The sequence below is a fragment of the Ochrobactrum sp. P6BSIII genome, assembly GCF_014138065.1.
Taxonomy (GTDB): Bacteria; Pseudomonadota; Alphaproteobacteria; order Rhizobiales; family Rhizobiaceae; genus Brucella.
On record NZ_JACGXB010000011.1, the window covers coordinates 173,319 to 192,545 of the forward strand.

A 19,227-nucleotide genomic window follows, 5' to 3' on the forward strand; every position below is an offset into this window, starting at 1 on the left:
AAGGTCGGGAGCTGCACATGTATATAGGACTTGATCTGGGAACCTCTGGCCTCAAGGGCATTCTCATCGATGACGGTCAACAAATCCTTGCGGAAGCGCGTGCGCCACTGACGGTCAGCCGTCCGCATGATGGCTGGTCGGAGCAGGAGCCGGACACATGGCTGTCGGCTGCCCGGCTCGTGCTGGAGACACTAGCGCATCAGAGAGGGTTGTCTTCTGTGCGTGGTATCGGCCTGTCAGGGCATATGCATGGTGCAACGTTTCTCGATGCGTCGGAACAGGTGCTTCGTCCGTGCATCTTATGGAACGATGTTCGCGCTGCCGATCAGGCGGCTAGGCTTGATGCGATCCCGACCTTTCGCGCCACTAGTGGCAATATCGTTTTCCCCGGCTTTACAGCACCAAAGGCGGTATGGCTTCGCGAAAACGAACCTGAGACGTTCGCGAAGGTACGAAAAATCCTGTTGCCAAAGGATTATCTGCGGCTTTGGCTGACCGGAGAACATGTCTCCGAAATGTCCGATGCGGCGGGAACAAGCTGGTTCGATTGTGCACGCCGCGATTGGTCAGACGAACTTTTGTCATTGACTGGACTGGATCGTAGCATGATGCCCGCCTTGGTGGAGGGTTCCGCCATATCTGGCCGGGTGCGACCGGAGCTTGTTGCGGAATTTGGCCTCTCGCCCGATGTGGTCGTTGCAGGTGGCGCTGGTGACAATGCAGCCTCGGCCGTTGGCGTTGGTGTTGTGAATGCTGGGCAGGCCTTCGTATCGCTTGGTACGTCTGGTGTCTTGTTCGCAGCAACGGATGGCTATCGGCCCAATGCCGCATCGGCAGTACATAGCTTCTGTCATGCGCTGCCTCAGACATGGCACCAGATGGGCGTCATTCTCGCTGCGACCGACGCTCTCAATTGGTTCGCCCAACTGGTGGGGAAAAATGCAGAGGATCTCACCGCAAATCTCGGGGCGCTTGAGGCGCCGGGAAGAACGTTGTTTCTGCCCTATCTGGGTGGAGAACGCACACCGCTCAACGACGCTCATATCCGTGGCGCGTTCCTCGGGCTGGAACATGCAACCGATCAGGTGGCAGCAACACGTGCAGTGTTGGAAGGTATCGCTTTTGCATTGGCCGACTGCCGCGATGCATTGGCATCGACGGGCACCGAGCTAAGTTCACTCGTTGCTGTTGGCGGAGGAGCGCGATCACACTACTGGTTGTCGGTGATCGCGTCGGTGCTCAACACCCCGGTGTTGTTGCCGGTCAGCGGCAATTTTGGTGCGGCATTTGGCGCGGCTCGGCTCGGTATGATGGCGGCGACTGGTGCTGGTGCGGAAATTGCCACGGTGCCAGAAATAGAGCGGGAATTTTTGCCTGTTTCCGGTTTGGTGGATGCGTTTCGTGATGGCCATGGGCGTTACAAGCGTGGTACGCAAAGAATAGGATAAGTGCCCGCCATCCCGGCATGCACTGCGCCGGGATGGCAGAACGAAAATGAAGCGGGATATTGCGGTCACAATTGCCGTGCTAGCTGCCGGACGATCTTCCCGCATGGGGGGTGCAAACAAGCTGCTCGCCATTTTTGACGGCAAACCTTTGGTGCGCCGTTCCGTTGAGGTTGCAATGCAAGCCGATAGCGGTAGGGTTATCGTCGTCACCGGTCATATGGCGGAAGATGTTGCGGTAGCGCTACAGGGGCTGGACGTCGCTGTCGTTCACAACCCGGTCTACGCAACCGGTATTGCGAGTTCGATCGTGATAGCTCTTTTAGCAATACCGGCAGGGTCTGACGGGGTGATGATCCATCTGGGCGATATGCCCGCCGTCAATGCGCAACACATCCGCGCGATGATTGGCTGTTTCCGCGAACATGAAGGAAATGCTGTCATTCGCGCCGTTACTGACGCGGGCGAGCGGGGCAATCCTTGCATTCTGCCACGATAGCTTTTTGACGCGCTTTCTGCCCTTCACGGCGATGTTGGTGCAAGGCATGTCATTGAGGCGAGTGGAATTCCCGTTATTGAAGTTTCAATCGGCGTCGCAGCCCGAATCGATGTCGATACGAGAGATGCAGTCCTGAAAGCCGGCGGTCTGATTGCTTGATTGTGCGTCGGTCTTATCCAGAGCGTTGGACGTTCGTACAACAAGCCGCTTGACCCGCTTTCTAAATTGGAAGACCAGTATGGTTCTTCGCATCCATTCAACAATAGCAGCAGCAAGCGGTCATTCTCTATGAACACAACAGCCCAAAGCATATTGGCCGGAACTGCCGAGGGGCCGATCCTCGCGACAACTGAGCCGCTCAGCTTCTGGGGCGGTGTTGATCCCTCTTCGGGCAAGATCATTGACGTGCACCATCCGCTCCATGGGCAGAGCATCAAGGGCGTTGTGCTTATGATGCCATCGACGCGCGGTTCCTGCACAGGCTCCGGCGTGCTGCTTGATCTTGCGTTGAATGGCATGGCGCCTGCTGCGCTGGTTTTCTGTCAAGCTGAAGACGTGGTGACGCTTGGAGCCTTGATCGCGGACAAGATGTTTGGTCATTCATTGCCTGTCCTGCGACTGGCACCGGAAGATTGGGAGCGTTTGCGAAACGAGAGTGAGGCTGCAATCACGCCAACGGCAATAACTGCGCCAGGTGTTCGGTTGCCTCTTTCCACGTCGAAGGAAATGGGCCCCGATCTTACAGATGCGGATCAAGCCATGATGGCGGGCGCAGAAGGGGAAGTCACCAAACTCGCCATGGAAATCATCTGCGCCATGGCTGCAAACCAAGGGGCAGAACGCCTGATCGACGTCGCGCAGGCTCATATCGACGGTTGCATCTATGCAAGCCCGGCCAACCTGATCTTTGCGGAGAAAATGGCGGATATGGGCGCGCGAGTGCGTGTTCCGACAACAATGAATGCTATCTCGGTTGATCGTGAGCGCTGGCAGGCGCAAGGTGTGCCTGCAAGTTTTGGACGGCCTGCCGCACAGCTTGCCGACGCTTATGTGCGCATGGGATGCCAGAATACGTTTACCTGTTCGCCGTACCTTCTGGATACGGCTCCTGAACGGGGTGAAATGATCGCATGGGCGGAAAGCAATGCGGTCATTTATGCCAATACCGTGCTTGGGGCACGTACGGCGAAACATCCCGATTTCCTTGATCTTTGTATTGCGATTACCGGGCGCGCACCGCTGTCCGGTGTCTATCTCGATCAACATCGGTTTGCAGAGCGTATTATTCATATTGAAATGCCGGAAAAATTTGACGACGCATTCTGGCCACTGATCGGTTATCTGGTGGGCAAGGTTTCGCCGGACCGGATTCCTCTTTTGAGGGGGCTTGAGCATGCCAAGCCAACGGCGGAAAACCTGAAGGCTCTGTGTGCAGCCTTCGGTACGACTTCCGCTGCACCTATGCTGCATGTTGAGGGTGTTACGCCGGAGGCGCATCTGATTTCACTCTCGGCTGACACGGCCCGCATCACGAAACACGATATGGCGGAGGGCTGGCGGCTGTTGAACGACGGACCCGATGATGTGGAATTGGTTGCGATCGGTAGCCCACATGCTTCTCTTGAAGAGTGCCGAGCTTTTGCGGATATATTGCAGGGCGGAAAAGCGGTTACGACCACTATTATAACGGCGGGACGCCAGGTTATTGCCAGCGCACGGGATGAGGGCACGCTGGAAAGACTGGAAGCCGCGGGCGTTCAGGTTATTCCGGATCTCTGCTGGTGTTCGATTTCGGAGCCGGTTTTCCCGGTTGCTGCCAAAGCGCTTATGACCAACTCCGGCAAATATGCACACTACGGTCCAGGACTATCCGGTCGCGCGGTGCGTTTCGGTAGCCTTGAGAGCTGTGCGCAGGCTGCCCGGACAGGTCGCGTAGCGCATGGCTTGCCGAAATGGTTGGATGTAAACAGTTGAAACCGCGCGTTTTGTCAAGATAAGGCTATCGCTGGTTTGCATGGCAATTTGCCCGACCTAAAGCCTGTCACTATGGCCTTAAGCAGAAGCTCCACTTTTCAGAAGAGCTGCAAAGCGCGGGTCAAAATGTCTGCTGATCTGCTCCAATGCCGCTCCCCGTGCAACCGCCCATATATCCGTTATCCCGACCAGTAGACGCGGTAGCGTGCGGACGGGATAGTCAACACTGGAAGAAACGAGCGGCTCGATCCGGTCTACAAGCCGATTGGCCAATAGTTTCGGCGCTCCGCCACACAGAATAACGGTTTGGGGATCGAAAATCGCCTCTATTGTATGGATGGCGGATCTGAGCTCCAAAGCTGCCCGTTCCAGCCAGGCTTCCACGCGAGGGTCGTTCTGCATCAATATGGTTTCAAGTTCTGCCGATAGATCAGGTTGTGCCTCGTCGAGTTGCAGATGTTTATAGAGTGACGAGAGAGAGGCATGGTGTTCCAGTGGTGTTCCCGGACCCCGATTGGCCATCAGCATAGTGCCAATTTCACCCGCATTGCCCTTGCTGCCTGTATAGATTTCTCCATTCAGTATGAGACCGGCGCCAACGCCATATCCAATATAAACGCAGACAACATTATCGAGCCCGTCGGCGAGACCAACCATTTTTTCTGCACGCGCGCAGGCTGTGGCATCATTCTGCAATGTCACTGTCAGACCGGTATTTTCGGTAAGCCTGTCGATCAGTGGGAAAGATTGCCATGCGCTCATCACCCATCGGTCATCCTCGGGAACCGGCGTGCCGAAAGGTCCCGGCATCGCGACGCCAAGCCCCGACATTCGGTAGTGTCCATGGGGAAATTCAAGTGCGAGTGCAGCCCGCACTTTGGCAATTTCCTCCAGAATGATAGTGCAACCCTTTTCAGGATTATCGGGTGGGAGGGCCGCTTCCCGACGTATGACTTCATCGCCAATCAAGTTGACGACGACAATCCGCGTCAAATGCCGGTCGATCTGGACGCCCAATGCAAAGGCTCCCTGCGGCACCAGTCGATAAGGTGTCGCCGGTTGTCCGCGACCTTGCCTGACGACGTTCTCCGAACTCACCAATCCATCGCTTTCCAGGCCTTCAATAAGGTTGGAGATGGTCTGTTTCGTGAGGTTTGTGGCACGCGCAAGCTCGGCGCGTGAAAGCGATCTGTTCTGACGCAGCGCGTCGATAATCACCCGGCGATTATGCGCACTTGTGCCTTCATGGTTGGTGCCGCTCGTGGCCCGAATGTCGCTCTTTCTTGGCATCCTCAATCCCTCTTGACACCAATAGATATTTATAACACGTTTAAGTCAATGGATTTGACTTAATAAAGAACACGAACATTTAACGGTGGAACAACAGCTCTGAATTCATGGCAGTGATGCAAATGTGCGAGGCACTTTGCACGGGCCGAAGTCAAGTTAACGGGAGGTAACATGCTTAAATCAATTCACACGATCCTGCTGGGTACGCTGGCCGTATCCGCTTTCTCCGTCCCCCACGCTTTTGCCGAGACGACCTTGAACGCTCTGTTCATGGCGCAGGCCGCTTATAGCGAAGCAGATGTGCGCGCGATGACGGACGCCTTTCAGGCGGCCAATCCGGATGTGAAGGTCAATCTGGAATTCGTGCCCTATGAAGGCCTGCATGACAAAACGGTTCTGGCCCAAGGCTCGGGGCAGGGCTATGACGTTGTGCTGTTCGATGTGATCTGGCCAGCCGAATACGCAAGCAACAATGTGCTTGTTGATGTCTCGTCGCGCATTACGGACGAGATGAAGAAGGGCGTTCTGCCGGGTGCTTGGACGACGGTTCAGTATCAGGACAAATATTACGGCATGCCGTGGATTTTGGACACCAAGTATCTGTTCTACAATAAGGAAATCCTTGAGAAGGCTGGTATCACCAACCCGCCAAAGACTTGGGCCGAACTTAACGATCAGGCCAAGATCATCAAGGACAAGGGCTTGCTGGCATCGCCGATTGCATGGAGCTGGGCGCAGGCCGAAGCTGCCATTTGCGACTATACGACCTTGGTAAGCGCCTATGGGGGTGACTTCCTGAAAGACGGCAAGCCTGCCTTCGATAAGGACGGTGGACTGGATGCCCTCAAATATATGGTAGACAGCTATAAATCCGGCCTCAGCAACCCCAATTCGAAAGAGTTCCTCGAAGAAGACGTGCGCAAGGTCTTCCAGAACGGCGACGCCGCTTTCGCTTTGAACTGGACCTATATGTATAGCAAGGTCAATGATCCGGCAGAAAGCAAGGTTGTTGGCAAAGTGGGTGTGGTGCCTGCCCCGGGTGTTGACGGCAAGAGCAAGGTTTCAGCTGTCAACGGCTCAATGGGGCTTGGTATCACGACCACCAGCAAACATCCCGACGACGCATGGAAATACATCGTCTTCATGACATCGCAGAAAGTCCAGAACGACTATGCGAAATTGTCTTTGCCAATCTGGGCATCGTCCTATGATGATCCGGCTGTGTCCAAGGGTCAGGAAGAGCTGATTGCAGCTGCAAAGCTCGGTCTGGCTGCCATGTATCCGCGCCCGACGACACCGAAGTATCAGGAAATGTCCACGGCATTGCAGCAGTCCATTCAGGAAGCCCTGCTGGGACAGTCTTCGCCTGAAGACGCCCTCAAATCCGCAGCTGAAAACAGCGGACTCTAAGATGCTGACGGGAGTGGGTGTGCGCGCATCCACTCTCTTCTTTTATACAGGCTGAGGTGCAAACAATGTCCAGCAATTGGATGACAATGCGAGCGTGGTTGCTGATGCTCCCGTTACTCGCCGTCATGATCTGCGTGATCGGCTGGCCAATGTTTGAGACGGTCCGTCTGTCATTCACAGATGCAAAACTTGTCGGCACTGGCGGCGAATTTGTTGGCATCGCCAATTACGTCAAGATGCTGTCCAGCTCTAATTTCCAGCGGGCCTTCTGGACGACGACCTGGTTCTCCCTCATCTCGGTCACGGCTGAAATGGTTCTTGGTGTTCTGGCTGCACTTTTGCTGAACCAGCAGTTTTATGGGCGCACCATTCTGCGTGCCTTGCTCATTCTACCTTGGGCACTACCAACGGTGGTTAATGCAACGCTTTGGCGCCTCATCTATAATCCTGAATATGGTGCTCTCAATTCACTGTTGACCCAGCTTGGCATCATTTCGGAATACCAGTCATGGCTCGGTGAACCTTCAGCCGCAATGACGGCCCTGATCGTTGCCGACTGCTGGAAGAATTTCCCGTTGGTAGCCCTCATTGCATTGGCCGCGCTGCAAGCAGTGCCACGAGACATAACGGCCGCATCGCTTGTGGATGGCGCGGGTCCGTTGAACCGCTTCCGGTTTGTCATTCTGCCATATCTCGCAGGGCCGTTGATGGTCGCACTTGTCCTCCGCACGATTGAGGCATTCAAGGTCTTTGACATCATCTGGATCATGACGCGCGGCGGCCCGGCCAATTCAACACGAACACTTTCTATTCTCGTTTATCAGGAAGCCTTTTCCTTCCAGCGGGCCGGGTCGGGCGCGTCGTTGGCGCTCATTGTGACGCTGATCGTTACGGTTCTGGCTTTGGGTTATGGATTTCTGGTGCGCAAAACGGCTGGAGCGGCAACGTAATGGAACGTCGAAGCCCAATCGCTACTTTCTTCGTCTACTTCGCAGCACTGGTGCTGGCAGTCGTGATCCTCGCGCCGTTGTTCTGGCTTTTTGTCATGAGCATCTCGCCGATGGCGGATTTGTCCGTGCGCCCGTTAAAATGGTGGCCTACAACGGTCGACCTTTCCCGCTACCAGGCTCTGCTGTCCACTGTGCCGAACAGCGCGGGTGCAGCCTTTGTGGCGTCGATGTACAACAGTCTGAGAGTGGCGGGCATGGCGACATTGGTCGCGATCCTCGTTGCAATTCCCGCCGGTTGGGCCGTTTCGCGAACGTCGCGCATCGGATGGTCGCTGACACTGGTTATTGGAACCTACATGCTGCCCCCGGTGGCGCTTGCCGTGCCGCTCTATATGGTCCTCGCAAAACTCGGTCTACTGAATTCGGTGTTTGGCCTCGCGCTGGTGTATCTCACCATTCTCGCGCCTTTCACCACATGGCTGATGAAATCCGGTTTCGATGGCATCCCACAGGAGATTGAGCAGGCAGCTATGATTGATGGGGCAAGCCTTTTCCAGACATTGCGCATCATAACCTTGCCGCTGGCATTGCCTATTGTTGCAACATCGGCGCTGTTTGCCTTCTTGCTCGGCTGGGATGAATTTTTCTATGCGCTTTTGTTCACTTCTGATCAGCGAGCGCGAACATTGACAGTTGCCATTGCGGATCTCGCTGGCGGGCGTGTTTCCGATTACGGCCTGATTGCAACCGCTGGCGTTCTGGCTGCGTTGCCACCGGTGATTGTCGGTCTTTTGATGCAGCGCGCGCTTATATCCGGCCTGACCAGTGGCGGTGTGAAAGGATGATAATGAACACGCAAAAGCAGCGTCCAGAAGGACTTGTCGCAATCGACAAGGAAATGGCGCGCCAATTCAGCGATGCTCTGATTTCCTTCGAGGACAATCGGGAGCAGGCCGAGAAGATCGCCCAGAGTTTGCGCAAAACAGGCAAGCTGTTGCTGTTGGGCATGGGCGGGTCGCATGCTGTCAGCCGTGCGGTGGAGCCGCTCTATCGCGCCCATAATATTGATGCAATTGCGATACCGCTTTCGGAACAACTTGGTGCGGCCCTGCCCATTGAGGGCAAGACCGTTTTGGTTACATCACAGTCTGGTGAAAGCGCTGAGGTCGTGCGCTGGTTCGCCGAGAAGAAGGGCAATGCCGATATATTCGGCCTGACGCTCGACACTGGGTCGTTTCTCGGCAAGAAGGTTGATTGTCTGGTGGGAAATGGCGGCGGAGAACTGGCATTTGCCGCAACCCGCAGCCTGACGATCAGCTTTGCTCTGCATTTGGCCATACTCGCGGCGCTAGGCGACGATCCGGATGCGGTGCTGAATGTATTGAAATCGCCACAGACTGTTGCGATTGATGCAGCACTTGCCTGCATAGCCGACGTCGATACGATTGTGACGTCAGGGCGCAGTCTTCAAGGCGTAGCGGAGGCGATCGCGCTGGGTTTTACGGAGCTTTCGCGCGTGCCGAGCTATTCTCTGGAAGGGGGTCAACTGCGCCACGGTCCTATGGAAATGCTCTCGCCCAAGGTTGGCGTCGTCTTGTTCAAAGCTGATGATGCGACCGCACCGCTGGTGACAGCAATGGCGCAGTCTGTTGTCGAGGCCGGTGCGAAACTTGTGGTGTTCGACGCCTCGGGTGAGCCGCTTGTTCCGGGAGCAGTGACAATTTCCTTTCCCGCAGCGAGTGGGCTTGCCGCCATATTCGAGATATTGCCCGCGGCACAGCGGCTTATGATGGCATTCGCCGACATGCGTGTCGAGAACGCCGGAACGCCGGTCCGCTCTTCCAAAATCACGCGGAGTGAATGAGTGAGGCCAATCGCAATTATCGGCAACGTCAATGTCGACATGATCCTCGGTCCCACTGCAGCCTGGCCGCAGCCGGGAACTGAGAACATTGTCAGCCATGATGAGTTGCGCGTCGGCGGTTCGGCGGGCAATTCGGCACTGACGCTTATGGCGCTGGATGTGCCGTTTCAGATGGCCGCAAATACCGGCTCAGACCAGTTTGGGCGTTGGCTTGCCGAGCATTTCGGTGATCATGCCCGTCAATGGGCGGTGTTTTCAGGCAAGACCACTCTGTCCGTTGGCTTGACGCATCCAGATGGTGAGCGGACGTTCTTCACGACGCTCGGCCATCTGCCGTATTTTTCCATTGAGGACACGTTGTCGGCGCTTGATGGTCAGGCCTTGTCTGGTGGGCTGGCACTGCTGTGCGGAAGCTTTCTGACTGACAGGTTGGCCGATGCCTATGACCAGTTTTTTGATTGGGCTGATCATCACAACATTGACGTGGCCCTTGATACTGGCTGGCCTGTTGAAGGCTGGACCGAACGGAACCGAAGCCGCGCACGTTCATGGTTGAAACGCTGCAAGTTCGCGATGTTCAATGAGGTTGAGACGGTCAATCTTGGAAATTCGGCCGACCCCATAGAGGCTGCACGCAGTCTAGCGCAGATTATGCCGAACGATGCACTTTTCATCGTCAAATGCGGCCCGAACGGTGCTTTTGCCGTGGAATGTGATGGCAGTGTCATATCGGTGGATGCGCCTCAGGTGACGGTTATCGACACGATTGGTGCGGGCGATGTTTTCAATGCGGCTTTCCTGGCGTCTTTCGCCAAGGGGCAGCCGGTTGAGGCCAGTTTGCGCGCCGCCACGCGCAGCGCGTCCCGGGCAATTTCTACAAGCCCACGGGCCTATACATCGGACATCGAAGGAGCGCTTGTATGAGCACCCTGACTATAAACAATGTATGCAAGAGTTTTGGACCGACTGACATCCTCAAGGGTATCGATCTGTCGCTGGCCAGTGGTGAGTTTCTGGTTCTGCTCGGCGCTTCCGGCTCCGGCAAGTCCACATTGCTCAACATTATTGCAGGTCTGGCAGAGCCGACCAGCGGCGACATTCGCATCGATGAGCGCTCTATTGTTGGTGTTCATCCCAAGGACAGGGACACGGCGATGGTGTTTCAGTCCTATGCGCTGTACCCAAATCTGAATGTCAGACGCAATATTGGCTTCGGTCTCGAAATGCGCAAAGTGCCAGCCGCAGAACGGGAAAAAGCTGTTCTGGACGCGGCGCGCCTTCTACAGATCGAAAACCTGCTGGATAGAAAGCCTGCGCAGCTTTCTGGCGGGCAACGCCAGCGCGTTGCAATCGGGCGCGCGCTGGTGCGGCATCCGAAGTTGTTCCTATTCGATGAGCCCCTGTCTAACCTCGATGCCAAATTGCGCATGGAAATGCGCGCCGAGTTGAAGCGGTTGCATCAACTCATGAAGACCACCATGGTTTATGTCACGCATGACCAGATTGAAGCGATGACATTGGCGACGCGCATTGCTGTGATGCGCAACGGACGCATCGAGCAGCTGGATACACCGGAAAATGTCTATAACAGGCCCGCGACCCTTTATGTGGCGACATTTGTCGGCGCTCCGCCGATGAATATGCTGGAAGCTACTTTCAATGGGGATCGCCTGACCATCGATAGTACTGAAACCAGTATTCCGGTGGGCAGCCTGCCGCGCGTTGCCCATGGCAAACGAGTCCTGCTGGGCGTCCGGTCAGAAGCCATCGGCCTAGAGCGCAAAGAACAAAGTGTCGTTTTGCGGATGAAATGCGATATTGCAGAACTCACCGGTCCCGAATTGATCGTCACCGGGACTGTTGGTTCACAACGGCTCGTGGCAGCGTTACCGCCAAGCCACAAAGTACAGCCGGGTGAAGAGTTCGACGTCATGCTCGATCCCGAGAATGTCCATCTCTTTGATCCCGAGACCGAATTGCGGCTTAACTGACCGTTCCGACCCTTATTTGGTCGGGAAATCAGTCCAATAGCTTCATCGCGGTCTCTTCGTCGGTAATAAGTCCGTTGATGATCTGACCGCGCAACGCCGACAGCAATGGTTGCACTTTGCGCGCGCCAGACGCCACGCAAATGCGCTGTCTGCTGACATTGATCTGCGGTGCGACGCTGGTGATCCGCAAATTTGTGGCGCCATTGACGATCTTTCCGTCGATATCAAATGCCCAGCCGCAAATCTCGCCAACGCCGCCGAGCCTGTTGAGCTCAAAAAGCTCATCGCGGCTGAGAAAACCTTCTTTGGCGAGTGGAGAATCCGCAGCCAGATCACTAATACCTGTCAGCCAGAGATCGGCGGTTGACGCCAGCTCGTGAACACGCCGCACTGGCTCAATCGCCAGCAGGGCATCCCTTTCTTCCACTGACGAAAGATAGAGCGGCAAGAGGAGAGGGTAATGCTGTGCGCTGACCGTTTCCGAAAGCTTGATCAAGGCGTCGAACGGGCTTGCCGATCCGTCAATGCCAATATGCCCCACCAGTGATACCAGCCGATGGACGGAGCCATTAAGCGGAGAAACACGCTGAACAGTGGCGCGCATGGTACGGCCGGTGCCAAGCGCCATCACAATGGCAGTTCTGGACCGCAACTGCCGCTCTATGAAGACAGCCGCCGCCTCAGGAACTGTCGTCGAGCCTTCCGGCCAGGTTCCTTCCGATGGGACGACATCACAGTAAGCCAGGTCAAATTTCTCCGACAGCTTGCCAGCAAGTTCCATGCAATTTGCGATTGGATGGTTCATCCGAAACGTGATCAGCCCTTCGGACCGGCATTGCGAAACAAATCGCTGTGCCGTTGGGCGCGAAACGCCCAGCATCTGGGCGATCTCGTCCTGGGTCTTGCCAGCAATATAATAAAGCCAACCCGCTCTTGCGGCATCGTCGAGTCTGGGTTTGTCGTTATCGGCCATCGGCGGAAATATCTCTTAGTAAGGAAGGCAGGTCGGCAGCATGCGTTAAAATGTGATCTGCACCGGCATTACGCAATGTTTCAGTATTGTCCAGTACCGAATAATGGCTCCCACCGGTAAATCCGACAGCCGTCATGCCCGCAGCCTTGGCGGCTTTAACGCCGCTGGGGCTGTCTTCGATAACGACGCATCGTGGGGCCGACACACCCATCTGTTTGGCCGCGTAAAGAAAGAGGTCAGGAGCAGGCTTGCCGTGTTTCACCATCGTTGTGCTGAAGATATTGCCCTCGAAAAGTGGCAGCAGACCTGTTTGCCCCAATGATATCTGAAGTCGTTCCTCATCGCTAGATGACGCCACGCAGCGGGGCAGTGGGATCGCTTCGATTGCCGAACGAATTCCATCGACGGCAACCAGTTCCTGTTCAAAGCGCGCAAAAAGATACTCTCGCCAGCTTGAAACAAAGGTGTCGGGGAGTGGCTTGTTCATTTGTTCCGTGAAAGCATCCGTCACTGCCGATGCCGGGCGCCCCAGGAAAGTGCGCAAGGCATAGTCGAGGTCTGTGGGTACGCCGTGCCTGCTCAGTACGTCGGCTACTGCGCCGCAGCTGATGATCTCGCTGTCGACCAGCACGCCGTCACAGTCAAAAATGATCAGATCAAAGGCGAGCGGGGCAGGGTTCATTGGGGTGATATCCATCGAGCGACTCATGAGAAAATGATTGATATGTGAGCGTATGATAAACACGGTGCGTCTGGAAGAGCAATATACCTTTGCGCAGCGACCCAAATATAAGCACGTTATATGCCTTAATAAGTAATCATTCGGAAGGTTCAAATTATGGGCTGGACAAACGATTATCAGAGCGTATGCTCACTATAAAAGCACTTGATCGAGATGGGAGGATACGATGAAGCGTCTTTTAGTGGTTTCCTTGATGTTGGGCTGTTCGATGCTGTCCAGCATAACGGCTGAGGCAAAAACGCAGATCGAATTCTGGCATGCGATGGGAGGCGTGCTCAATGATCGCGTGAATGAACTTTCAAAGAAGTTCAATGAATCTCAGGATGAGTATGAGATTGTCCCGGTCAATAAGGGCAAATATGAAGAACTCATCAATGCGATGATTGCAGCCTATCGCGCGAAGCGGGCGCCGGTCATTGTGCAAACCAATGAACGCGCATTTTTGACCATGCTGAACTCATCGGCAGTAATACCCGTCGCCGATCTAATGGCCAAGGAAGGCTACACCATTGACTGGAGTACGGTGATTGCGCCGGTTGCCGCTTATTATAGCGACAAGGGCAAGTTGCAGGCTCTGCCATTCAACTCGTCAACGCCAATCCTTTGGTACAATCAGGATCATTTCAAGGCCGCAGGCTTTGAAAAGCCAGCTGATAACTGGGATGAGCTGACACAACAGTTGCACGCGATCCATGACAAGGGCATTTCGAAATGCGCCATGGTTTTGCCGGGCGACTATGAGTGGAGCTTTCTCGAAAACTACGCTGCCGTGAACGACTACCCCTATGGCACAAAGCGCAACGGCATTGACGGTATCGACACCGAGTTTGTTTTCAACAAGTCTCTGACCCGTCAAGTGGAGCGCATGCATGACCTCGTTTCGAGCGGAGTTATGGAGATCGCGGGTCAGGGAATTCAGCCGGTTCAGTTGTTCACCTCAGGCACCTGTTCGACGATTATTGCATCGACTGCGTCTCATGCCGCGGTGGAGGCTTCAGCAAAATTCCCGTGGAATGCGACTTTCCTCCCCCATGAAAAGGATCGTACAGCACATAATAGTGTCATCGGTGGCGGTGCTTTATGGGCAATGAAGGGTCATTCCGACGATGAATATAAAGGCGCTGCCGCGTTCTTCGACTTTCTAGCAAAGCCGGAAACTCAGGTGTGGTGGAGCAAAAACACTGGCTATGTTCCCGTTACGACGACGGCCTATGAAGCGCTGAAAAGCGAAGGCTATTTCGAGCAGCATCCCACCCGCGCCATTGCGATTGAACAGCTTATGCGCAAGCCGAACTCCGATAATTCGCTGGGTTTCCGCTTCGGTAACTCCAATCAGGCCAATATCTTCATTATGGAAGAAGTGATGGCTGCCTCACTGGGGCAGAAGCCGGCACAGGAAGCGTTGGATTCCGCTGTCACGCGCGGCAACGAAGTGCTTCGCCGCTTTGAAAAGCTAAGCGCAGGAAAATAAGGCAATGAAAGCACAAGGTGGAGGTGCTTTCCGTCAGCGCTCCCCTTTGGGGGAGCGGCAGGAAAGCGGCCTGAAGCGCGCGCATTTTCGAGAATGGAAAACGCCAGTCCTATTGCTGGCGCCACAAATGCTCGTCCTGCTGTTCTTCTTCTTCATTCCGTCATTCAGGGCGCTCATCCAGGCGTTTCAGCTCAATGATCCGTTTGGCGGTTCAGTGCAATGGGTTGGTTTCTCGAACTTTGCGGCATTGCTCGCCAGCCCGTCCTACTGGATGTCGGCCAAAATGACGCTCTGGTTCACGCTGGCGCAGAATGCAATCACGCTTTCGGTTGCGTTGCTTTTTGCTTTCGCGACCAACCATGTCATTCGTGCGCGTGGCGCCTATCGTACGATCTTGCTGCTTCCTTATGCTATCGCTCCCGCAGTTGCAGGCATAATGCTGGCATTTCTGTTCAATACCCGTGTCGGACCGATCGCGCAAATACTACACATGCTCGGTATCGGTTGGGACCCCACGAAGAACACTACCGATGCAATGATCCTTATCATCCTTGCGGCATCGTGGAAGCACATTTGCTACAACTATATTTTTCTCGTCGCCGCCCTGTTGGCCGTACCGCGTTCGATCCTGGAATCTGCCGCCATCGATGGTGCGGGGCCCATTCGACGGTTCCAGCGTATTTCCCTGCCGATGATCGCGCCGACGCTGTTCTTCCTGATCGTCATCAACTTCGTCTACGGCTTGTTCGACACATTTGCAATTATCGATGCCACCACACGTGGCGGACCGGCAGGGGCGACGTCGATCCTCGTCTATAAGGTCTATCAGGATGGCTTCGTCAATCTGGACATGGGCTCGTCTGCTGCGCAGTCGGTCATTTTGATGATCCTCGCTCTTGCCCTCACATTCGCGCAGTTTCGCCTGGTCGAACGGCGCGTCAATTATGCGGTGTAAATCATGAATGAACGCACACCGATATTGGACGTGGTTTGCCATGCGGTTCTCATAATCGGGATCGTGTTGGTTTGCCTGCCACTTTATTTCGTGGTGGTCACGGGTTCGCTGAGCCAGCAGGACGTGTTGAAAGTCCCGATGAGTTGGCTGCCGGGCGATCAGTTTTTGGTCAATTCGCTGGAAGTTCTAACAACGATCAATTTCGGGCAGCTTTTGTTGAACACGTTTATCGTGGCGCTCGGAATTACTGTCGGAAAATTGGCTCTTTCGGTGCTTGCCGCCTTTGCAGTCACCTATTTCCGCTTTCCGTTCCGAATGACCGCCTTCTGGCTGATATTCATATCGATGATGCTGCCGATTGAGGTGCGTATTGTCCCAACCTATGAATCAGCAGCCAATATGGCGCTGCCGCTGAACATCATCTTTGCCTGGCTCGGCATTTCGGTCGAGCTGAACTGGAATATGGTGAACACCTATCCTGGGCTTATCCTGCCGATCATCGCTTCCGCAACGGCGACATTTTTGTTCAGGCAGTTCTTTCTGACAATTCCTGACGATCTGTGTGAAGCAGCAAGGATTGACGGCGCCAAGCCGATGCAATTCTTCTTCCGCATTCTGCTTCCACTGTCCCGGTCGAACATCGTAGCATTGTCGATCATTCTCTTCCTAATGGGCTGGAACCAGTATCTGTGGCCCTTGTTGATGACGACAGACCCCAATATGGCAACCGCTGTTGTGGGTTTGAAACAGGTCATGCCGCAGTCGGATGGTCTTCCCACATGGCACCTTCTCATGAACGCTTCGCTTTGGACCATGCTTCCGCCCGTGCTGGTGATCCTCATCATGCAGCGATGGTTCGTGAAGGGTCTCGTTGACAGCGGCAAATAATGAACAATTGGAGAATATGAAAATGGTGAAGATCATTGGCCATCGCGGCGGGCGCAATTTGTGGGCTGAAAATAGCATAGCCGGTTTCCAAAATCTGCTCGCTTTGGGTGTGGATGCCGTGGAACTGGACGTCCATTTGAGTTCCGATGGTGTGCCGGTTGTGATCCATGACCCGTTGCTCGATCGCACCACCAATGGCAGAGGACCGGTTCAAGCGCAAAGCGCAGAGGCGCTTGGAAAAGTCCTCTTGAACGACAGCCGCGGTCAAACCATACCCACCTTGGCCGATGTTCTGGATATCTTCGCTCCCACCGGGCTAGAGCTTGAGCTGGAGATCAAGATTGATGAGCGGGGGAGACCGTATCCCGGTATGCCCGAAAAGATCATCACGCTTGCTCAAGAGCGCAATATGCTGGATCGCGTCTTCCTCACCTGCTTCGTGCCGGAGGTGCTGGAAGATGTCCGTATGAAATTTCCAGACCAGCAGTTGCTGATGTCGATTGACCGGCGCTCGGCAGAGTTTTTCGGTGGATTTGAAAAAGTGCTCAAGCGCGGCAACGATGTTGCAACGGTGTTGGCTTTCGAGAAGAGCTTGCTAGAGATTGTATTGGACCAATGTGTGGCTGAGGTTGGGACGCCAAGGCTTGGATGTTGGGTGCCGAATACTGAAACCGAGCTGGAACATTGGTTGAGCAAGCCAATCGGCCAGTTGACAACGGATCGCCCCGATCTTGCAGTTCTCGTCGCGGGCCGACACTCATCACCAGTTAATCGGCAGAAAGGGTGAGTTGATGGCCTCGGTCGAACTTCGTTCAATTCACAAGACCTATGGCAATGTGGAAGTCATTCCCAGCATCGATCTTTCGATTGCGGATGCAGAATTCGTTGCGCTTGTCGGTCCTTCCGGATGTGGCAAGTCAACGTTGCTGCGCATGATTGCCGGTCTCGAACAAATCACATCTGGTGATCTGCATATCGGCGACAGGAATGTGAGCCGCGCCAATCCCAGCGAGCGCGATGTTGCCATGGTTTTCCAGAACTATGCGCTCTATCCACATATGTCTGTCTTCGACAACATAGCGTTCAACCTTCAATTGGCGGGCCGACCGAAAGCGGAAATTCGGGATCGGGTCGGTGAAGCGGCGCGGATGCTGGATCTGACAACACTATTAGATCGCAAGCCGCATCAATTGTCCGGAGGCCAGCGCCAGCGTGTCGCAATGGGGCGCGCCATTGTGCGAAAGCCTTCTGTCTTTCTGTTTGACGAGCCGCTCTCAAATCTCGATGCAAAATTGCGCGTTCTGATGCGCGCCGAGATTAAGGAGCTGCACCAGAAGGTGAAGATTACGTCGATTTATGTCACGCACGATCAGATCGAAGCAATGACATTGGCGGATAGAGTCGTGGTGTTGAACAAAGGGCGGATCGAGCAACAGGGCACGCCTATGGAGCTCTACACGAAGCCCGCTAATGTCTTCGTTGCAGGCTTCATTGGTTCGCCCTCGATGAATTTTCTAAACGCAACGGTCGAGCATGGCTCAGCAGGCATCGCTATCCTGTTGGAAAACGGCGCAAAATTGGACATGCTGGATAGCAACCTAGATAAAACCGGCAAGGTTGTGCTGGGATTGCGCCCTGAACATCTGGAAGTCCGGCGCGATGGCGGTATTCAAGCAAAAGTGCGCCTGATCGAACCAACCGGGGCTCAAACGCATGTTGTGCTTGAGGTAGGCTCAGAGAAATTGACGGCCGTCGTCGACAGCGAGATGCCGCTGACAGTGGGTGAGGTGGTTGGTCTGGATATCGCACGCGAACGGGTGCATCTATTCGATCCGTCCAGTGGTGCACGTATCAACTGAAAGGACTATCTCCTAAACAGCACTAGGCGGAACTCATTTCAAAATTGAGGCCGGTGGGAAGCCATGCTTCGGCGGGATCGAATTTTTGTAACCAGTCCGTCTTTATCTGTCCGTTTTGGTCAGGTGGGTAATGAAGAGTTGGAAGAGCTCGGACTGGCTCGATATGGATAGCCGCTTGTAAATATTGTGGCGGTGTATCTTGGCGGTGCCTTCCGAGATATTCATATGACGCGAAATCGAGATATTGCTATGGCCGCGCAGGATCAGCTTTGTGATTGATTGCTGCGCGGGCGTCAGCTGCCCTTGGAACGCACCCAGAAATGTCTCCTCAATATCCTCTTTTGCATATTCATGATTGATATAGCTCGCATTGCTGCGGCAATGGGTAGAAATAGAAGCAGCAATAACCGGCTCAATCTGTCTTAGATTATCCAGTTCAGAACGCGTGAACGCGTCGCTTCCATGGTTTCGCATCAGCGAATAAACAGCTGCGGTTCGATGGCGTAATGGCACGATAATGCCTATTTCCTCCACCAGCGCGCCGGCTTCTGATGAAACACAGGGATGGATATCCTTTGCGATCACAAAATCCGATGTGAAGAAGCTGTCGGGCGCGAGTTCGCCCATTCGCCACACGCCAGATGTGTGTTCATTGATCGACGCGACATAAAACGGATCAAGCAGATAGCCGCCCCGCAAATATGTTTCCAGTGTCTTGCGCGGTACGGAACTGCAATAGCCGTCGTGGAGAAAAAGCGGGGTATTGTTGAAGCTGAACAGGAAAATGCAGCTCATGTCGAATTGCACCCGGCCACCGATAGTTTGGTCGAGCGTTTGACCCAGCCCGTCCGTTCCGATGGACCGGATTATCTCTGACAGTCCGTTGGCATCCAGCGGAAACACGGTTTCTCCTCCC

At 54.6% G+C, this 19,227-nt stretch carries 18 protein-coding genes; 14 read left to right on the plus strand and 4 right to left on the minus strand.

All coding sequences use genetic code 11. The features are described 5' to 3' along the window. Positions 1-17: 17 nt before the first annotated feature. From xylB to lhpI, 3 genes are all read left to right on the plus strand, one after another. Positions 18-1,448 carry a xylulokinase gene (gene xylB, locus FHW00_RS16660; RefSeq protein WP_078337309.1) on the plus strand — a complete coding sequence of 477 codons (1,431 nt, stop codon included), beginning with the start codon at positions 18-20 and terminating at the stop codon, positions 1,446-1,448. Positions 1,449-1,494: 46 nt separating this feature from the next. Beyond that, a complete protein-coding gene (locus FHW00_RS16665) occupies positions 1,495-1,944 on the plus strand; it encodes a nucleotidyltransferase family protein (RefSeq protein ID WP_440630625.1) in 450 nt (149 codons plus the stop codon). A 288-nt stretch (positions 1,945-2,232) separates the two neighbouring features. After that, the gene (lhpI, locus tag FHW00_RS16670; RefSeq protein WP_078337484.1) at positions 2,233-3,918 is read left to right on the plus strand and encodes a cis-3-hydroxy-L-proline dehydratase; all 1,686 of its coding nucleotides are present in this window, start codon (positions 2,233-2,235) and stop codon (positions 3,916-3,918) included. A 78-nt stretch (positions 3,919-3,996) separates the two neighbouring features. On the opposite strand, the gene FHW00_RS16675 is transcribed toward lhpI, so the two are convergent. Next, a complete protein-coding gene (locus FHW00_RS16675; RefSeq protein WP_078337308.1) occupies positions 3,997-5,208 on the minus strand; it encodes an ROK family transcriptional regulator in 1,212 nt (403 codons plus the stop codon). Positions 5,209-5,379: 171 nt separating this feature from the next. On the opposite strand from FHW00_RS16675, the gene FHW00_RS16680 reads away from it, so the two are divergent. From FHW00_RS16680 to FHW00_RS16705, 6 genes are all read left to right on the plus strand, one after another. Then, positions 5,380-6,618, plus strand: a complete 1,239-nt coding sequence (locus FHW00_RS16680; protein WP_078337307.1) for an extracellular solute-binding protein — start codon at positions 5,380-5,382, stop codon at positions 6,616-6,618. A gap of 65 nt (positions 6,619-6,683) precedes the next feature. Next, a complete protein-coding gene (locus FHW00_RS16685) occupies positions 6,684-7,568 on the plus strand; it encodes a carbohydrate ABC transporter permease (RefSeq protein ID WP_078337306.1) in 885 nt (294 codons plus the stop codon). Next, entirely contained in the window at positions 7,568-8,413 is an 846-nt protein-coding gene (locus FHW00_RS16690; RefSeq protein WP_078337305.1) for a carbohydrate ABC transporter permease, read from the plus strand. The genes FHW00_RS16685 and FHW00_RS16690 overlap by 1 nt, the downstream gene beginning before the upstream one ends. Before the next feature lie 2 nt (positions 8,414-8,415). After that, positions 8,416-9,432, plus strand: coding sequence for an SIS domain-containing protein (locus FHW00_RS16695; RefSeq protein ID WP_078337304.1), 1,017 nt, complete (start codon positions 8,416-8,418; stop codon positions 9,430-9,432). Further along, positions 9,433-10,356: a carbohydrate kinase family protein gene (locus tag FHW00_RS16700; protein ID WP_078337303.1), complete on the plus strand. Its 924-nt coding sequence runs from the start codon at positions 9,433-9,435 to the stop codon at positions 10,354-10,356. After that, positions 10,353-11,423 carry an ABC transporter ATP-binding protein gene (locus tag FHW00_RS16705; protein ID WP_078337302.1) on the plus strand — a complete coding sequence of 357 codons (1,071 nt, stop codon included), beginning with the start codon at positions 10,353-10,355 and terminating at the stop codon, positions 11,421-11,423. Before FHW00_RS16700 ends, FHW00_RS16705 begins: the two co-directional genes overlap by 4 nt. 28 nt (positions 11,424-11,451) lie before the next feature. Here FHW00_RS16705 and FHW00_RS16710 read toward each other — a convergent pair whose 3' ends face one another. Then, the gene (locus tag FHW00_RS16710) at positions 11,452-12,396 is read right to left on the minus strand and encodes a sugar-binding transcriptional regulator (protein WP_078337301.1); all 945 of its coding nucleotides are present in this window, start codon (positions 12,394-12,396) and stop codon (positions 11,452-11,454) included. After that, positions 12,386-13,093: an HAD family hydrolase gene (locus tag FHW00_RS16715; protein WP_445557873.1), complete on the minus strand. Its 708-nt coding sequence runs from the start codon at positions 13,091-13,093 to the stop codon at positions 12,386-12,388. The genes FHW00_RS16710 and FHW00_RS16715 overlap by 11 nt, the downstream gene beginning before the upstream one ends. A gap of 211 nt (positions 13,094-13,304) precedes the next feature. Here FHW00_RS16715 and FHW00_RS16720 point away from each other — a divergent pair, with 211 nt between their 5' ends. Genes FHW00_RS16720 through FHW00_RS16740 form a run of 5 tightly spaced genes read left to right on the plus strand, consistent with a single transcriptional unit; the run spans position 13,305 to position 18,311 of the window. Beyond that, complete coding sequence (locus FHW00_RS16720; RefSeq protein ID WP_078337300.1) at positions 13,305-14,609, plus strand: extracellular solute-binding protein; 1,305 nt, start codon at positions 13,305-13,307, stop codon at positions 14,607-14,609. 4 nt (positions 14,610-14,613) lie between these two features. Further along, positions 14,614-15,564 carry an ABC transporter permease subunit gene (locus FHW00_RS16725; protein WP_078337299.1) on the plus strand — a complete coding sequence of 317 codons (951 nt, stop codon included), beginning with the start codon at positions 14,614-14,616 and terminating at the stop codon, positions 15,562-15,564. Positions 15,565-15,567: 3 nt separating this feature from the next. Next, positions 15,568-16,452, plus strand: a complete 885-nt coding sequence (locus tag FHW00_RS16730; protein ID WP_078337298.1) for an ABC transporter permease subunit — start codon at positions 15,568-15,570, stop codon at positions 16,450-16,452. Positions 16,453-16,474: 22 nt separating this feature from the next. After that, positions 16,475-17,239, plus strand: a complete 765-nt coding sequence (locus FHW00_RS16735) for a glycerophosphodiester phosphodiesterase family protein (RefSeq protein ID WP_210276565.1) — start codon at positions 16,475-16,477, stop codon at positions 17,237-17,239. A 4-nt stretch (positions 17,240-17,243) separates the two neighbouring features. Then, positions 17,244-18,311 carry an ABC transporter ATP-binding protein gene (locus FHW00_RS16740; protein WP_078337296.1) on the plus strand — a complete coding sequence of 356 codons (1,068 nt, stop codon included), beginning with the start codon at positions 17,244-17,246 and terminating at the stop codon, positions 18,309-18,311. Between the two features lie 102 nt (positions 18,312-18,413). On the opposite strand, the gene FHW00_RS16745 is transcribed toward FHW00_RS16740, so the two are convergent. After that, positions 18,414-19,214: a LuxR family transcriptional regulator gene (locus tag FHW00_RS16745; protein WP_139364345.1), complete on the minus strand. Its 801-nt coding sequence runs from the start codon at positions 19,212-19,214 to the stop codon at positions 18,414-18,416. Between the last annotated feature and the right edge of the window lie 13 nt (positions 19,215-19,227).

Coding starts and splice junctions, on each gene's coding strand:
- xylB (WP_078337309.1), top strand. CDS start 18: ATGTATATAGGACTTGATCTGGGAACCTCTGGCCTCAAGGGCATTCTC.
- FHW00_RS16665 (WP_440630625.1), top strand. CDS start 1,495: ATGAAGCGGGATATTGCGGTCACAATTGCCGTGCTAGCTGCCGGACGA.
- lhpI (WP_078337484.1), top strand. CDS start 2,233: ATGAACACAACAGCCCAAAGCATATTGGCCGGAACTGCCGAGGGGCCG.
- FHW00_RS16675 (WP_078337308.1), bottom strand. CDS start 5,208: ATGCCAAGAAAGAGCGACATTCGGGCCACGAGCGGCACCAACCATGAA.
- FHW00_RS16680 (WP_078337307.1), top strand. CDS start 5,380: ATGCTTAAATCAATTCACACGATCCTGCTGGGTACGCTGGCCGTATCC.
- FHW00_RS16685 (WP_078337306.1), top strand. CDS start 6,684: ATGTCCAGCAATTGGATGACAATGCGAGCGTGGTTGCTGATGCTCCCG.
- FHW00_RS16690 (WP_078337305.1), top strand. CDS start 7,568: ATGGAACGTCGAAGCCCAATCGCTACTTTCTTCGTCTACTTCGCAGCA.
- FHW00_RS16695 (WP_078337304.1), top strand. CDS start 8,416: ATGAACACGCAAAAGCAGCGTCCAGAAGGACTTGTCGCAATCGACAAG.
- FHW00_RS16705 (WP_078337302.1), top strand. CDS start 10,353: ATGAGCACCCTGACTATAAACAATGTATGCAAGAGTTTTGGACCGACT.
- FHW00_RS16710 (WP_078337301.1), bottom strand. CDS start 12,396: ATGGCCGATAACGACAAACCCAGACTCGACGATGCCGCAAGAGCGGGT.
- FHW00_RS16715 (WP_445557873.1), bottom strand. CDS start 13,093: ATGGATATCACCCCAATGAACCCTGCCCCGCTCGCCTTTGATCTGATC.
- FHW00_RS16720 (WP_078337300.1), top strand. CDS start 13,305: ATGAAGCGTCTTTTAGTGGTTTCCTTGATGTTGGGCTGTTCGATGCTG.
- FHW00_RS16725 (WP_078337299.1), top strand. CDS start 14,614: ATGAAAGCACAAGGTGGAGGTGCTTTCCGTCAGCGCTCCCCTTTGGGG.
- FHW00_RS16730 (WP_078337298.1), top strand. CDS start 15,568: ATGAATGAACGCACACCGATATTGGACGTGGTTTGCCATGCGGTTCTC.
- FHW00_RS16735 (WP_210276565.1), top strand. CDS start 16,475: ATGGTGAAGATCATTGGCCATCGCGGCGGGCGCAATTTGTGGGCTGAA.
- FHW00_RS16740 (WP_078337296.1), top strand. CDS start 17,244: ATGGCCTCGGTCGAACTTCGTTCAATTCACAAGACCTATGGCAATGTG.